This window comes from Stenotrophomonas sp. 22LJNL06-5-1 (assembly GCF_056861455.1).
Genome location: NZ_JBSPUE010000009.1, coordinates 41,664 through 57,542, shown reverse-complemented (window position 1 = coordinate 57,542; position 15,879 = coordinate 41,664). Strand labels below are relative to the sequence as shown.

General features: G+C 67.0%; 11 protein-coding genes and 1 riboswitch. Of the genes, 5 read left to right on the top strand and 6 right to left on the bottom strand.

Going from position 1 to position 15,879, the window contains the following annotated elements; all coding sequences use genetic code 11:
* Nucleotides 1-95 precede the first annotated feature (95 nt).
* The 4 genes from AC13GF_RS18085 (at nt 96) to AC13GF_RS18070 (ending at nt 6,902) form a co-directional block, all read left to right on the top strand.
* Nucleotides 96-1,826, top strand: a complete 1,731-nt coding sequence (locus AC13GF_RS18085; protein ID WP_440086436.1) for an ArnT family glycosyltransferase — start codon at nt 96-98, stop codon at nt 1,824-1,826.
* Nucleotides 1,827-1,937: 111 nt separating this feature from the next.
* Entirely contained in the window at nt 1,938-2,705 is a 768-nt protein-coding gene (locus AC13GF_RS18080) for a phosphatase PAP2 family protein (RefSeq protein WP_483005538.1), read from the top strand.
* The gene (locus tag AC13GF_RS18075; protein WP_483005537.1) at nt 2,702-4,351 is read left to right on the top strand and encodes a phosphoethanolamine transferase; all 1,650 of its coding nucleotides are present in this window, start codon (nt 2,702-2,704) and stop codon (nt 4,349-4,351) included. Before AC13GF_RS18080 ends, AC13GF_RS18075 begins: the two co-directional genes overlap by 4 nt.
* A 586-nt stretch (nt 4,352-4,937) precedes the next feature.
* Nucleotides 4,938-6,902 carry a M2 family metallopeptidase gene (locus AC13GF_RS18070; RefSeq protein ID WP_005410621.1) on the top strand — a complete coding sequence of 655 codons (1,965 nt, stop codon included), beginning with the start codon at nt 4,938-4,940 and terminating at the stop codon, nt 6,900-6,902.
* A 119-nt stretch (nt 6,903-7,021) separates the two neighbouring features.
* On the opposite strand, the gene AC13GF_RS18065 is transcribed toward AC13GF_RS18070, so the two are convergent.
* From AC13GF_RS18065 to AC13GF_RS18055, 3 genes are all read right to left on the bottom strand, one after another.
* Nucleotides 7,022-7,414 carry a hypothetical protein gene (locus AC13GF_RS18065; RefSeq protein WP_126928404.1) on the bottom strand — a complete coding sequence of 131 codons (393 nt, stop codon included), beginning with the start codon at nt 7,412-7,414 and terminating at the stop codon, nt 7,022-7,024.
* Nucleotides 7,415-7,496: 82 nt separating this feature from the next.
* Nucleotides 7,497-8,393, bottom strand: coding sequence for a siderophore-interacting protein (locus tag AC13GF_RS18060; RefSeq protein ID WP_483005536.1), 897 nt, complete (start codon nt 8,391-8,393; stop codon nt 7,497-7,499).
* 141 nt (nt 8,394-8,534) lie between these two features.
* Nucleotides 8,535-9,761, bottom strand: a complete 1,227-nt coding sequence (locus AC13GF_RS18055) for a multidrug effflux MFS transporter (RefSeq protein ID WP_126928402.1) — start codon at nt 9,759-9,761, stop codon at nt 8,535-8,537.
* Nucleotides 9,762-10,060: 299 nt separating this feature from the next.
* A riboswitch (glycine riboswitch) is annotated at nt 10,061-10,163 on the top strand.
* Nucleotides 10,164-10,225: 62 nt separating this feature from the next.
* On the opposite strand from AC13GF_RS18055, the gene gcvP reads away from it, so the two are divergent.
* Complete coding sequence (gcvP, locus tag AC13GF_RS18050; protein WP_483005535.1) at nt 10,226-13,093, top strand: aminomethyl-transferring glycine dehydrogenase; 2,868 nt, start codon at nt 10,226-10,228, stop codon at nt 13,091-13,093.
* A 92-nt stretch (nt 13,094-13,185) separates the two neighbouring features.
* On the opposite strand, the gene AC13GF_RS18045 is transcribed toward gcvP, so the two are convergent.
* From AC13GF_RS18045 to AC13GF_RS18035, 3 genes are all read right to left on the bottom strand, one after another.
* The gene (locus AC13GF_RS18045; protein ID WP_005410627.1) at nt 13,186-13,596 is read right to left on the bottom strand and encodes a VOC family protein; all 411 of its coding nucleotides are present in this window, start codon (nt 13,594-13,596) and stop codon (nt 13,186-13,188) included.
* Between the two features lie 103 nt (nt 13,597-13,699).
* A complete protein-coding gene (locus AC13GF_RS18040; RefSeq protein WP_483005534.1) occupies nt 13,700-15,067 on the bottom strand; it encodes an amino acid permease in 1,368 nt (455 codons plus the stop codon).
* Between the two features lie 82 nt (nt 15,068-15,149).
* A complete protein-coding gene (locus AC13GF_RS18035) occupies nt 15,150-15,872 on the bottom strand; it encodes an AraC family transcriptional regulator (RefSeq protein WP_126928399.1) in 723 nt (240 codons plus the stop codon).
* Nucleotides 15,873-15,879 lie beyond the last annotated feature (7 nt).

Sequence of the window (15,879 nt, the reverse complement as noted above, 5' to 3'; positions counted from 1 at the left end):
CATCCACGGAAGTTCGTACCATGGTAGCGCCGCCCATGTCGGAATGCGGTCGTCCCGCCCCCTTCTGACGCTTTTCCCACCCCCGCCACCTCAGAATGGCCGTTTTGCTCCCGGAGCCTGCCGTGCCCGTAGCCCTGCCCCGCCGTTGGCGCCTGCCCCTGTTGTGGCTGCTGATCATTGCTGCATTGGCAGCGGGCATCGGCCTTCGGCAGCCGCAGCCGCCGGACGAGCCGCGCTTCGTGCTGGCCGCGCGGACTATGGTCGAGAGCGGGCAATGGCTGCTGCCGCATCGTGGCAGCGAGCTGTATGCCGAGAAACCACCGGTGTTCATGTGGCTGCAGGCGGCCGCTTACGAGGTGGTCGGCAGCTGGCAGTGGTCGTTCCTGCTGCCGTCATTGCTGGGCGCCCTGCTGAGTCTGTGGCTGGTGTCGGATCTGGCACGGCGGCTGTGGTCGCCGCGGCATTCCATCTATGCCCTCGCGGCGCTGTTCTGCACCCTGCAGTTCGGGCTGATGGCCAAGCGTGCGCAGATCGACATGGTGCTGGTGGGGATGACCACCGTCGCCCTGTGGGGCTTGATGCGGCACCTGTGCGAACGTCGCAACCTGCCCGCGCTGTGGCTGGCCGGTTTCGCCGCAGGCGTCGGCACGGTGACCAAGGGCGTGGGTTTCCTGCCGCTGCTGATGGTGCTGCCCTGGTTCGGCTGGTGGCTGTACCAGCGCCGTCGCGGGCACCGTGTGGAGGGTCCGCACCCGGCAACGCTGCTGTGGCTGATCCCGGCGTTCCTGCTGGGCGTGGGCGTGTGGCTGGCACCGCTGGGCTGGGCCCTGCTGCATACACCCAGCGCCGAACTGCAGGCCTACGCGCATGAGCTGCTGTTCAAGCAGACCGGCACCCGCTACGCCAATGCCTGGCACCACCGGCAACCGGCCTGGTACTACCTGCAGGTGATCCTGACCCTGTGGCTGCCGGGCAGCCTGCTGCTGCCGATGCTGCTCAAGCCCTGGTGGCGCCGCATCCGTCGTGGCGATGGCCGCCAGTGGCTGCTGCTGGGCTGGGCGGTGCTGGTACTGGTGTTCTTCAGTGCCAGCCCGGGCAAGCGCGAGGTGTATCTGTTGCCGATGCTGCCCGCGATGGCACTGGCGGTGGCGCCGCTGCTGCCCGGCCTGCTGCGCCGCCTGTGCGTGCGCCGCTACCTGTTCGGCTACAGCGTGGTGCTGATGCTGGCCACCGGCGTGCTCGGCGTGATGCTGATGACCGAGCACCCGTGGGCGTTGGCACAACTGGAACGCCGCGCCATGCCCGATACGTTGCTGCCGGTGCTGGGCGATGGCCTGCTGACCTTCGCCATTGCCCTGGCCACGCTGATCGTGTGGCTGCGGGTACGTCGTGCCGCGACGCTGGTACTGCTGACCCACGGCATGCTGTGGATGCTCTACGGCCTGGTGCTGATGCCTGCACTGGACCCCTTCGCCTCGGCATCGGCACTGATGCGCCGGGTCGGTGCGCGGATCGGTCCCGATGCCGAACTGGCGCTGGTGGCCTGGCGCGAGCAGAACCTGCTGCAGGCCGACCGGCCGGTGCGCGAGTTCGGCTTCAAGCGGCCCTGGGCCGAGCAATGGCACGACGCCGGCCCGTGGCTGGCCGAGGCACCGGACAAGCGCTGGCTGCTGGTGCTGGATGATGCAATGAGCCCGTGCGTGGACCCGAGCAAGGTGATCGATATTGGTGTTGCCAACAGGAACCGTTGGCAATTGCTTCCCGGTACCGCATGGAACCCGGAATGCCACGCCGAGCGGACAGGGTCGACCGCTGAAGAAGACTGAACGTTGACACGTACCGGGCAAGCATTAACCCGGCACGAACGAGCGTCCGACCCTTCTCCGACATCCAGGTGACGAGCATGACCGCGGATTCCCGACCCGCCCTTTCCCAGCATGCCCGTCCGTCCCCTTGATTCGGTAGCGCCGCTTGCGACATCGCCACTGGCGTCACGATTTGCCGTAACTCACCTCTGGCTGCCTGTCGCAATCGGTCTGCCCCTGTTTACGCTGCTGATGGGTTTCGGCGGCGACCAATGGGTGGCCGATCACCTGTTCCGCCTGGAGGGTGGCCACTGGGCGCTGCAGGACGCCTGGGTCACCCGCACGGTGGTGCACAAGGCCGGCAAATGGCTGAGCACGGCTGCTGCACTCGTGGCGATCCTGCTGTGCTTCCACCACTGGCGAAAGGGTCGCGATCGCACCCTGCGGTGGGCGCTGCTTTATGTCGTAATTGCCATGGCTCTGGGCACCGGTGTGATCTCCCTGCTGAAGTCGCTGGTACCGATGGAATGCCCCTGGGACCTGCTGCGCTACGGCGGCCACCAGCCTTTCATCGGGCTTTTCACGGCGCGCCCCGCAGGCATGGCCGCACAGGCCTGCTTCCCGGCGGGCCACGCCAGCGCGGGTTATGCATGGTTGTCCCTGTACTTTTTTGCCTTGCTGTGGCGCCCTTCATGGCGCTGGGCCGGGTTGTGGATCGGCCTTGCCACCGGCCTGGTGTTCGGCATCAGCCAGCAGCTGCGGGGCGCGCATTTCCTTTCGCATGACGTGGCTACTGCTTTGATCTGCTGGCTGCTTTCGCTGGGCCTGTATCTGATCGTCAAACGCGTCCTGGCACGCCGTCAGCTGGACCGTCCCCACCGCCAGGAGGCAAACGCATGAGTGCATCGGTCCAACGCCCCGCCCGCCTTCCCGCGTTGGCGAGCCTTCGCCGCTGGCGGCCGCAGCTATCCACCGAAGCACTGATCGCACTGACCAGCCTGTTCTTCGCGGTGGCCGGCAACGGCCTGTTCTGGCACAGCGCGATGGCCAGCCATCCGGGCAGCCTGCGCTACGCGCTGTCGCTGCTGCTGTTGCTGCTGGGTGCACACGGCGTGCTGCTGGGCATCCTGGTCTGGCGCTGGAACGCCAAGGTGGTGATCAGCCTGTTGCTGCTGGTGACCGCATTCGCTGCGCACTACATGAGCCGTTACCACATCTACCTGGATGCGGACATGCTGCGCAACGTGCTGGCGACCGATCCCAAGGAAAGCCGCGAGCTGATGACCGTGTCGCTGGTGTGGCCGGTGCTGTTGCTGGCGGTGTTGCCGATGATCGTACTGTGGCGCGTGCAGCTGCGCCGCCGCAGCTGGGGCCGCAGCCTGCTCTGGCGCATCGGCTTCCTGGTCGTGGCGGCAGTGACCGCGGTGGGCGGCGCATTGATCTCGTTCCAGGATGTCTCGGCACTGATGCGCAATCAGCGCGAAGTGCGCTACCTCGCCACCCCGGCCAACGTGCTGCTGGGCATGCCGCGTGCGCTGCGTGGCGACAACCCGGTGCAGCGCGCGCCGAAGCTGCCGATCGGTACCGATGCCAAGGCCACCCCGCGTGCACCTGCCAGCAAGCCGCGCCTGCTGGTGATCGTCATGGGCGAAACCGTGCGCGCGCAGAACTGGGGCCTCAACGGTGGCCGCAACACCACCCCGGAACTGGCCCAGGCCAGTGTGGTCAATTTCCCGGACATGCATTCGTGCGGCACCAGCACCGAGGTTTCGCTGCCGTGCCTGTTCTCGCCGTGGGGCCGCCACGACTACGATGAGAAGAAGATCCGCGCGCACCAGTCGCTGCTGCACGTATTGAACCGCGCCGGCATCGCACCGTTATGGCGTGACAACCAGTCCGGCTGCAAGGGCGTGTGCGAAGGCCTGGACTTCCAGTCATTGTCCGATGCGACCACCCCGGGCCTGTGTGCTGATGGCCGCTGCATGGACGAAATCCTGCTGCAGGACCTGGCCACCCAGGTGCGTGCCAGGCCCGGCGACCGCGTGGTGGTGCTGCACCAGCTGGGCAACCATGGCCCGGCCTACTTCGAGCGCTATCCGCCCGCGTTCCGCCGCTTCACCCCCACCTGCGATACCCGCGACATCGGCCGCTGCACGCGCGAAGAGATCACCAACAGCTACGACAACGCCGTGCTGTACACCGATCACTTCCTGACCAAGACCATCGGCACGCTGCAGGGCATGCAGGACTACGACACAGCGATGATCTACCTGTCCGACCACGGCGAGTCGCTGGGCGAGAAGGGCCTGTTCCTGCACGGCGTGCCCTATGCGATTGCCCCGGCCGAGCAGACCCGGGTGCCGATGACGATGTGGTTCTCGCAGGGCTTCGCCAGCAGCCGCGGGCTGGACCTGCAGTGCGTGCGCAAGCGTTCGGCGGCCTATACCGACCATGACAATCTGTTCCCGTCGGTGCTGGGCCTGATGCAGGTGAAGACCTCGCTGTACGAGCGCGATCGCGACCTGTTCGCAAACTGCGAAGGTTGAGGGTTGTTCGGCAGGGCTTGCAGCCCTGCACCTGCAGAGGCAACGGCCGAAGCAACAGCAACAGCATGCATTCCGTGGGATGGCGGGGTGGGTCCGATGGCGGGAGACGCCGTAAACCCATCCTTGGGGGCTTGGCCGCGGCATCCATGCCGCGGACACTCCCGCCACCGGACCCACCCCGCCTTCGACAGTTTTCCGCGATCTGTTGGACATGCCGATGGGGTCGGATCCGTTTTCCGTAGGAAAACGGATCCGACCCCATTTTGATTGTCGATATCTGACAGATGTGTCGACCAAGGTCGACACCCACCAACAGCCGTAGAGATCTGTCAGAGGTGGGGCGGTGTCGGAGTGCGGGGTGTCAGCCGCATGGATGCGGCTGCCAAGCCTACAGGGACGTACTTGCGGCGTCCCCGCACTCCGACACCGCCCCGCCAAACCACGGATAGTCCGCTGTTGCTTCTGCCTTTGCCCTTGCTTGAAGGCCTCTGCGGGTGCCGGGCGCCGCCCGGCCGACTTCCGCCACTTGCGGTGGCAGCGACGGCCCACTAGCCTTCGGCCGTCGTTCACCACCCAAGGACCGCCCGTGAAACACCGTCATCTCCTGCTGGCCTCGGCAATCGCCGCCGCCACGCTGGCCCTGGCCGCCTGCAAGAAGGAAGCTGCCCCAGGCACCGATACCGCCAGCAGCAGCGCCCCGGCCGGCGAAACCGCCGACCAGTTCGTGGCCCGCATCAATGCCGAATTCAAGGCCGCCTACCCGGAGATGACCTCGGCGCAGTGGCTGTCCTCCACCTACATCAACAGTGATTCGGAACGCATCGCGGCCAAGGCCAACGAGCGCTCGCTGACCCAGCTCAACAGCTGGATCGAACAGGCCGCCAAGTTCGACGGCAAGCCGATGAGCGAGGACAGCAAGCGCGCGATCCACCTGCTGAAACTGATGTCCTCGATGCCGGCGCCGCGCGACCCGGCCAAGCTGGCCGAGCTGACCCAGATCGCCACCCGCATGGAAGGCAGCTACGGCGCCGGCAAGTACTGCACCGACGCCAACGATCCCAACTCCTGCCGCCAGCTGGGCGAGCTGGAACAGGTGCTGGCACGCAGCCGCGATTACGACAAGCAGCTCGACGCCTGGCAGGGCTGGCACAGCACCACCAAGAGCATGCGCGGCGACTACCAGAAGTTCGTTGGCCTGGTGAACGAAGGTGCCAAGGGCATGGGCTTCACCGATGCCGGCCAGATGTGGCGCAGCGGCTACGACATGCCGCCGGAGCAGATCGGCCCGGAAACCGACCGTCTGTGGGAACAGGTCAAGCCGATGTACGAGCAGCTGCACTGCTACGCACGCGGCAAGCTGGACAAGACCTACGGCAAGGACAAGGCCGAAGTGGGCAACGGCCTGATCGCCGCGCACCTGCTGGGCAACATGTGGCAGCAGGACTGGTCGAATCTGTGGGACCAGCTGGAACCGTATCCGGGCGCCGGCAGCCTGGACATCACCGCAGCGCTGGAAAAGCAGTACCAGACCAACCTGAGCGCGGCGCTGGCCAAGGCCGGCAAGGACGCCAACGTGGCCGCCCAGTACAAGGCGCAGCGTGAGGCCGAACTGCGTACCGCCAAGCAGATGACCGAACGCGCGCAGGACTTCTACGTGTCGCTGGGCATGCCGTCGCTGCCGCAGTCCTATTGGGAAAAAACCCAGTTCATCAAGCCTGACGACCGCGACGTGGTCTGCCACGCCAGCGCCTGGGACATGAACATGGAAGGCGACGTGCGCACCAAGATGTGCATCAAGCCGAACGAAGAGAACTTCACCACCATCTACCACGAGCTGGGCCACATCTATTACGACCTGGCCTACAACCCGCTGCCGCCGCTGTTCCAGGGCGGTGCCAACGATGGCTTCCATGAAGCGATCGGCGACACCATCGTGCTGGCGATGACGCCCAAGTACCTCAGCTCGATCGGCCTGGTCGATGCACCGACCGAAAGCCGCGAGGCGGTCATCAACAACCAGATGCGCATGGCGCTGTCAGGCGTGTCGTTCCTGCCGTTCGGGCTGATGATCGACCGCTGGCGCTGGGGCGTGTTCGATGGCTCGATCACTGCCGACAACTACAACAAGGCGTGGTGGGACCTGAAGGCCAAGTACCAGGGCGTGGCGCCGGCCAGCACCCGTGGCGAAGAGTTCTTCGATCCGGGCGCGAAGTACCACGTGCCGGGCAACACCCCGTACACCCGCTACTTCCTGGCGCGCATCCTGCAGTTCCAGTTCTACAAGGGCCTGTGCGACGCGTCCGGCTACAAGGGCCCGCTGCATGAGTGCACCTTCTACGGCAACAAGGAAGCCGGCCAGAAGTACTGGGCGATGCTGAGCAAGGGCGCCAGCCAGCCGTGGCAGGCCACGCTGAAGGAGCTGACCGGTACCGACAAGCTCGATGCCGGCCCGATGATCGAGTACTTCACCCCGGTCAACGAGTGGCTGAAGCAGCAGAACGAAGGCCAGATGTGCGGCTGGCAGGCCAACGCGGCCCCGGCAGCAAAATGAAAAAAGGGGCGGGTCCGCGAGGATCCGCCCCTTTCTGGTAGTGCCGGCCGCTGGCCGGCAACTGCACGGTGGAAATCCGTCTGGCAGCCGGCCAGCGGCCGGCTCTACCGCAACAGCGATCAGCTGTTCTTCTTCGCTGCCATCGCTGCAGCCAGCTCGGCCTTGAACTCCTCGAAGGTCTGGCCCTTCTCTTTGGCTTCGGCCTGTGCAGCATCGCGCAGTGCATCGGAGTACACCAGGCGCACCGGCGTGCCCTTGCGCTCGTGCAGCTCACCGGCCTGCATGATCAGCGCCAGCACCTGCGCAGCGCTCTCGCTGTGGCCCGCGATGCGGCCGTCCATGCCCAGCACCCATTCGCCGTCGCGGCGCACGACACCGGCCAGCAGCGTGCGCTGCGTATCGCGCAGTTCGGCATGCGGCTCCACCGGCGAGGCCTGGGCAGCGGCCTTGTTGGCGGCCTTTTCTTCCTGGCGGCGGCGCTGGTCGCGACGGGTCTTGGAGCTGGTGGACATGGTGCGGTACCGCTGCGAAGGGGGCGCAAGGATAGCGCACCCCGCCCGCAGCGCTGCTTCACGCGTGCCCGGTCCAGTTCGCTCAGTCCAGCACCTTGCCCTGCCGCCAGTAGCCCATGAAGGTGATCGCGCGGCGGTCCAGCCCGCAATCGCGCACCAGGTGGCGGCGGATCGCCATCACCGCACCCGCCTCGCCCGCCACCCAGGCATACAGCGGCCCGGCCACGCGGGTATCGGCCTGCTCCCAGAGGATCTGCGTATCAACGTCGATCTCCTCCAGCGCATCGCCGACAGCCACGCCCGAGGCCGCTGCCATCCGCGCCTGCACCGCCTCCAGCAACGGCTGTCCGTAGGCGGCCTGCCCGCGCGGCAGCCAGACCAGCTCGGCGCTGGAGGGCGCCTTCAGGTGCACCGCATCACCGGCCTGCGCCACCTCCAGCAGCGCCAGCGTGCGCGGTGGGTCGACCATGGTCGACAGTTCCTCAAGGATGCCGGCCACCGCCGGCAACGCGGTTTCATCGGCCACTAGCAGCACCTGGCCGACACCGGCAGGTGGCTTCCACTCCCAGCCCTCGCTGCTCCCGGCACAGTCGGCGTCCGGGGCCAGCAGCAACACGCGGTCGCCGGGGCGGGCGTGCATGGCCCAGCGCGAGGCGGGACCGGTTTCGCCGTGGATGACGAAATCGACATCGACCTCGCCCTGCTCGGCGCGCAACTGGCGGATGGTGTAGGTACGCATCGGCGGGCGCTGATCGTCCGGCAGGGCCCGGTAGCGCGGGTACCAGTCTTCACCGCTGGGGACCTGCGGCACGTCCTGGCCGGGCAAGGGGAAGAACACCTTGATCCGTTGGTCCGGGCCTTCGGTCTTCATCCGCGCCACGTCGGCACCGGTGAACACCATGCGGTCCAGGGAAGGGGAAAGAACGCGGCGCTCCTTCAGCGCCACCTCGAACAGGCGGTAGGTCTGCTGCGCAGCCATGGGGGAACCTCATGCAACGACATCGGATTGGCTGGCTGTCGTGCATCCACGCACCGGCTGGCTGGAGTGCCCAGCCTAGTCCGGTCGTTCCCTGTCGCAAGCATTGCGGGCATCGCGGCCCGCCCTACCCCTGCGCGCTGCTCAATGGCCCGTGCAGGCCGCCTGCGCCGCGCGTTCACGCTGGTGTTCCCAGTACCAGAACACGAAGCCGGCGCCGAAGAATGCGGCCTGGCCCAGTGCCAGGTGCAGCGGGCTGGCGCTCAGCAGCGGCGATACCACGCCGGCCACCACGGTGCTGATCATCAGCTGCACGAAGGCCTGCAGCGACGAGGCCAGGCCGCGCTGGTGCGGGTACATGTCCAGCACCGCCAGCGCCAGGATCGGGAAGATCAGTGCCATGCCCATGCCGCCCAGGAAGATCGGCAGCACTGCCCACGGCAGCACGAACTGCGGCGACAGCGCCACGTAGCCGACGTTCAACAGCACCGACAGCGCGCACAGGCCGAAACCAATGGACACCTGGCGGGTGGGCGTGGTGTGCCCGGCCATGCGCCCGGACAGGAACGAGCCGGTGGTCATGCCGCCGATGGTGGGGATGAACAACCAGGCGAAACCACCCTCGCCCAGATGCAGGTGCTGCATCACGAATACCGGCGCCGAGGAGATGTACAGGAAGATGCCACCGAAGCCGATGCTGCCGGCCAGTGCCAGGCGCAGGAAGCGCGGGTTGAAGCCGATCCGCACGTAGTCACGCATCAACGTGCGCGGCGACAACGGCACGCGCGCTTCAACCGGATGGGTCTCGGGCAGGTAGCGTGCAGTGGCCGCCAGCAGGACCAGCCCGAACACCACCAGGAACCAGAAGATCAGCGGCCAGCCGGCACCACTGAGCAGGATCCAGCCACCGATGATCGGCGCGATGGCCGGGGCGATGCCGAACAGCATCGACACCTGGCTCATCAGGCGCTGCGCGTCGTGGCCATGGTAGAGATCGCGGATCACCGCGCGGCCGACGATCATGCCGACACCCGCCGACAGGCCCTGCAGCGCGCGGAACGCCAGCAAGGTGGTCAGGTCGGTGGACAACGCGCAGCCGACCGAGGCGCCGACGAACACCACCAGGCCACCGAGGATCACCCACTTGCGGCCCCAGGCGTCGGACAGCGGGCCGTGCGCCAGGCTCATCAGGCCATAGAACAGCAGGTACACGCTGATGGTCTGCTGCACCGCCACCTCGTCCACCGCCAGGCGCTGGGCCAGCTGCGGGAACGCCGGGAAGATGGTGTCGATCGAGAACGGACCGAACATGGCCAGGCCGGCGAGCAGCAGGGCCATGCGGCGGGTGGAGGGAGCAACAGCGGCGGTCATGGGGAAGGCGTCCGGCAGGGCCATGCGCGGCACGCACGGCGGGCGCCGGTCCCCTTCTGCAGGGACAGCGCCAGATGAATTCGGGTATCCGCCCATCATAGGTGGGGATTGCGCCCGATGCCATGCAGAGGTGCACAAAACGCACGGCTGGGCCATCGGCCATTCAGGCGCGGTGGCCATACCTGGAGGCGGCCGGCGGGCCCGCAACGGGCTATAATCAGCGGGCAACACGGTGGGAGAAGCGGAACACCGCTGCCGAAGGCGCAACGCCCGTAATCGCTCAGGCCCGATACCACCCGTAACAGAACTCTGGAGAGACCGGTTCGATCCGGCGCCGAAGGGGCACGAAGCTGCGGTCCGCCGCGCTTTTAAACTCTCAGGCAAAAGGACAGAGGGGCGCCCCGCAGACCGCCGACCGGCGGCTTGTGCCCGTGCGTGTGCCCTTTCCTGACGGATCCTTCGCCATGTCCCAGAACACCCCTTCCCTGCGTGAGCTCGAGCACCACAATGCGTTCGTCGAGCGCCACATCGGCCCCAACGACGCCGAGATCGCGCAGATGCTCGATGTCGTCGGCCACGCGTCGCTGGATGGAATGACCGATGCCATCGTACCGGCCAAGATCAAATCGCCGGCGCCGCTGGCGCTGCCGGAATCGATGACCGAAGTACAGGCACTGGCGAAGATCCGTGCGATCGCCGACAAGAACACCGTGCTGCGCAGCTTCATCGGCCAGGGCTACTACGGCACCCACACGCCGAACGTGATCCTGCGCAACATCCTGGAAAACCCGGCCTGGTACACCGCCTACACCCCGTACCAGGCGGAAATCTCGCAGGGCCGCATGGAAGCGCTGATCAACTTCCAGACCCTGTGCGCCGACCTGACCGGCATGGAGATCGCCAACGCCTCGCTGCTGGACGAAGCCACTGCCGCCGCCGAAGCGATGACCCTGGCCAAGCGTTCGGCCAAGTCGAAGTCGGACACCTTCTTCGTGCACGACGCCGTGCACCCGCAGACGCTGGAACTGCTGCGCACCCGCGCCGAGCCCATGGGCATCGTGCTGCGCGTGGGCACCCCGGCCGAAGCACTGGAAGCGGAGGCCTTCGGCCTGCTGCTGCAGTACCCGGACACCTTCGGCCAGGTCGGCGACTACAAGGCGCTGGTCGATGCCGTGCACGCGCGCGGCGGCCTGGTGGCCGTGGCCACCGACCTGCTGGCGCTGACCCTGCTGGCCGCTCCCGGCGAATGGGGCGCGGACATCGTGGTCGGCAACAGCCAGCGTTTCGGCGTGCCGTTCGGTTTCGGCGGCCCGCACGCTGCGTTCATGGCCTGCCGTGATGCCTACAAGCGCTCGATGCCGGGCCGCCTGATCGGCGTCTCCATCGATGCCGAAGGCAAGCCGGCCTACCGCCTGACCCTGCAGACCCGCGAGCAGCACATCCGCCGCGAGAAGGCCACCTCCAACATCTGCACCGCGCAGGTGCTGCTGGCGGTGATGGCCTCGATGTACGCCGTCTACCACGGTCCGGAAGGCCTGGCCCGCATCGCCCGCCGCACCCACCGCCTGGCTTCGATCCTGGCCGCGTCGCTGCGCAGCGCCGGCGTGCAGGTCGGTGGCGACTTCTTCGACACCCTGCACGTCACCGGCGTGCATGCCGATGAAATCCATGCCAAGGCACGCGCCGCTGGTTACAACCTGCGCGCGATCGACAGCGACTCGGTCGGCATCAGCCTGGACGAGACCACCACCCGCGCCGACATCGTCGCCGTGGCTGCGGTGTTCGGCGCTTCGCTGGACGTCGACGCGCTGGATGCCAGCACTGCCGACGCGCTGCCGGCCGGCCTGCTGCGCCAGTCCGCGTTCCTGACCCATCCGGTGTTCAACACCCACCACAGCGAGCACGAACTGCTGCGCTACCTGCGTTCGCTGGCCGACAAGGACCTGGCGATGGACCGCACGATGATCCCGCTGGGCTCGTGCACCATGAAGCTCAACGCCACCGCCGAGATGATCCCGGTGACCTGGCCGGAGTTCTCGCAGATCCACCCGCTGGTGCCGGCCGACCAGGCGCTGGGCTACAAGGAACTGATCGACACGCTGGAAGCGATGCTGGTGGAATGCACCGGCTACGACGCGGTCAGCCTGCAGCCGAACTCCGGTGCGCAGGGCGAGTACGCCGGCCTGCTGGCGATCCGCGCCTACCACCGCTCGCGCGGTGAGGAACATCGCGATATCTGCCTGATTCCGGACTCGGCGCACGGCACCAACCCGGCCTCGGCACAGATGTGCGGCATGAAGGTGGTGGTGACCAAGACCGATGCCAACGGCAACGTCGACGTCGAGGACATCCGCCTCAACGCCGAGAAGTACAGCGACCGCCTGGCCGCGATCATGATGACCTACCCGTCCACGCACGGCGTGTTCGAGGAAGAGGTGGTGGAGATCTGCGAGATCATCCACAAGCACGGCGGCCAGGTGTACACCGATGGTGCCAACATGAACGCCCTGGTCGGCGTGGCCAAGCCGGGCAAGTGGGGTTCGGACGTTTCGCACCTGAACCTGCACAAGACCTTCTGCATCCCGCACGGCGGTGGCGGCCCGGGCGTTGGCCCGTGCGCGGTCAAGGAGCACCTGGCGCCGTTCCTGCCGGGCAAGCTGGGTGACAACGGCCCGGTCGGCATGGTCAGCGCGGCCAGCTTCGGCAGCGCCTCGATCCTGCCGATCAGCTGGATGTACATCGCGATGATGGGCCACGATGGCCTGCGCAAGGCTACCCAGGTCGCGCAGCTCAACGCCAACTACATCGCCAAGCGCCTGGCCCCGCACTTCAAGACCCTGTACACCGGCCGCAACGGCCTGGTGGCGCATGAGTGCATCCTGGACGTGCGCCCGCTGGAGAAGACCAGCGGCATCGGCGCCGAGGACGTGGCCAAGCGCCTGATCGACTTCGGCTTCCACGCCCCGACCCTGAGCTTCCCGGTAGCCGGCACGCTGATGGTCGAACCGACCGAAAGCGAATCGCTGCACGAGCTGGACCGCTTCATCGACGCGATGATCCAGATCCGCGAGGAGATCACCGCGATCGAAGACGGCCGCCTGGACCGCGAAGACAACCCGCTGAAGAACGCGCCGCACACCGCCACCGCGGTGACTGCCAGCGAATGGACCCACGCCTACCCGCGTGAACTGGCTGCGTTCCCGCTGCCCAGCCTGAAGCTGCAGAAGTACTGGCCGCCGGTGGCACGCGTGGACAACGTGTACGGCGACAAGAACGTGATGTGCGCCTGCATCCCGGTCGATGCCTACAAGGATGATGAAGTCGAGGCGTAATCCTTCGACCCATCGGAAATGAAAACGGCCCGCGCAAGCGGGCCGTTTTCATAAGGGCGCGTGGACCCAGGTCCACACCCACAACAATCCGATCACGGGTCCGGCATCTGCCCCAGGCTCAACTGCCACGACACGCCGAAGCGGTCCTGCACCCAGCCGTAGCGGTTGCTGAAGTCATAGTCGCCCACCGGCATCAACCAGTGGCCGCCCTCGCCCAGCACGCGCGCGGCACGCTCGAACTGTTCGGCGCCGGAACACTCCACGAACAGCGAGATCGACGGCGAGAAGGTGAAGTCGTGCACGTCCAGGCTGTCGAAGCACAGGTAGTGGGTGCCTCCGAGCAGGAAAATGGCCTGGCGGACCTGCCCGGGAACGCCGGCACCGGCGCCGTCCGGATGGCGCTGCATTGCCAGCAGGCGGAAATCGGCGAAGGCCTCGGCGTACAGGGCCAGGGCGGCCTCGGCCTGGCCGGTGAACATCAGGAAGGGGCGACTGCGCAGCATGCGGTACTCCTGGTCAACGGGCCGCTGACGGCCCACACGATCAGGATGGCACGGCGGATGTGCAGCCTCCGTGGTAGTGCCGGCCGCTGGCCGGCAGCTTCAGTCACGCCTCGCGCATGCGCCGCGCGATGGCGCTGCCGGCGGCGATGGTGGCGGTCAGCGCCACCATCGACAGGAACTGCAGGCGGGTGTGCGACTCGCTCAGCAGCAGGCCGAAGATCAGTGCCAGGATCGCCAGCGCGCAGCAGGTCAGCCACGGGAAGCCGGCCATGCGGAACGGCAGCCGGGTACCCAGGCGATCCGCGCGGCGGCGCAGCACCAGCTGCGACACCAGCGACAGCGTCCACACCAGCAGGCAGGTGGAACCGACGATGTTCAGCAGCACCGGCAGCACCCGGTCCGGGAACAGCAGCTCCATCACCGTGGCGGCGAAACCGAACAGCACGCTGGCCAGCACGGCGATCACCGGCACCTGGCGCGGATCGGTCCAGCCCAGCACGGCCGGCGCTTCACGACGCTGCGCCAGCGAATACATCATGCGCGAGGCGCCGTAGAGGTTGGCATTGAGCGCCGACAGCAACGCGATCACCGCGATCAGGGTGATGGCGGTGCCGGCGCCGGGAATGCGGGCGATATCCAGCACGGCGGCAAACGGGGACTTCAGCGCCTCGCTGGTCCATGGCACGACGGCGATGATCACGCTCAGCGAGCCGATGTAGAACACCAGGATGCGCCAGGCCACAGTGCGGATGGCACGGGCGATGCTGCGCTCGGGATCTTCGGTCTCGGCTGCCGCAACGGCGACGATCTCGGTGCCACCGAAGGCAAAAACGACAACCAGCAATGCAGCGCCAATACCGGCCAGGCCCTTCGGAGCGAAGCCACCGTGTTCGGTGAAGTTGCTCAGGCCCGGCGAGGTCACCTGCGGCAGCCAGCCCATCAGCAGCGCCACGCCGATGGCGATGAAGGCCAGGATCGCCACCACCTTGAGGATGGCGAACCAGAATTCGAACTCGCCGAAGTTCTTCACTCCGAGCAGGTTGATCGCGGTGAAGAACAGCATGAACGCCAGCGCTGCCATCGGGACCGGCACCGCAGGCCAGACCGTGGCCAGCAGCCCGGCCGCGCCTACCGCCTCGGCGGCGATCACGATCACCAGCTGCACCCACCACAACCAGCCCACGGTGGCGCCGGCGGTGGCGCCCATGGCGTCGGCCGCATACACCGAGAACGCGCCGCTGGTCGGTTTGGCCGCCGCCATCTCGCCCAGTGCGTTCATCACGATGATCACCAGCGCGCCGGCCACCAGATACGACACCAGAACCGCCGGACCGGCCGCCTGCACACCTACGCCCGAGCCGAGGAACAGGCCGGCGCCGATGGCGCTGCCCAGGCCCATCATGATCAGCTGGCGGGGCTTGAGCGAATGTCCGAGGCGGGACGGCGAAGCGGTCGGAATCGAGTTGGGCATCGGCGGGGCTGGCGGCGGGCTACAGGGGCGACACCTTACCCTGTCCCATGCCCGCGGGGATAGGCACAGCGCAGCAGGCCGCTCAGGCCAGTGCTGGCTCGCCGACACTGCCGCCGATGCGGGCACGGTAGGCGCGCGGCGAGAAACCGGTTTCAGCCTTGAACTTGCGGGTAAAGGCGCTCTGGTCGCTGAAACCGCAGGCCTGGCCGATGCAGGCGATGCTGTCGTCGCCATGCAGCAGGTGCATGGCCATCTGGATCCGCAGCCGGGTCAGCACCTGCTGCGGGGTCATCTGGAACACCTTGCGGAAACTGCGCTCCAGCTTGGACAGCGAGAAGCCGGTGATGTCGAGCAGGGTCTGCATGCGCACGTTCTCGGCGTAGTGCGCATTGAGGTGGGCCAGGGCCAGCCGCAGCTGTTCGTACTGGGTGCCCAGGCTGTCCTTCTGGCCAAGGTCGCGGGAAATGCCGATCAGGCCCTCGATGGACCCATCGACCACCAGCGGGCGCTTGCAGGTCAGGCACCAGCCCGGTTCGCGGTTGGCGAACAGGTGCAGCTCCATCAGGTTCTCGATCACCTCGCCGGACAGCACGCGGGCGTCCTGGTCGACGTAGTCCGCACTGAGGCCGGTCGGGTAGATTTCAGCCGCGGTGCGCCCGATCACGTCCTTGCGCGCGCGCAGGCCCAGCCGCCGCAGCATGGTCTGGTTGACGTGGGTGTAACGCCCCTGAAGGTCCTTGATGAAGAACAGCACATCCGGGATGGCGTCGAACAGGGCTTCGATGTCGGCGGGCTCGACTCGCATGCCACAA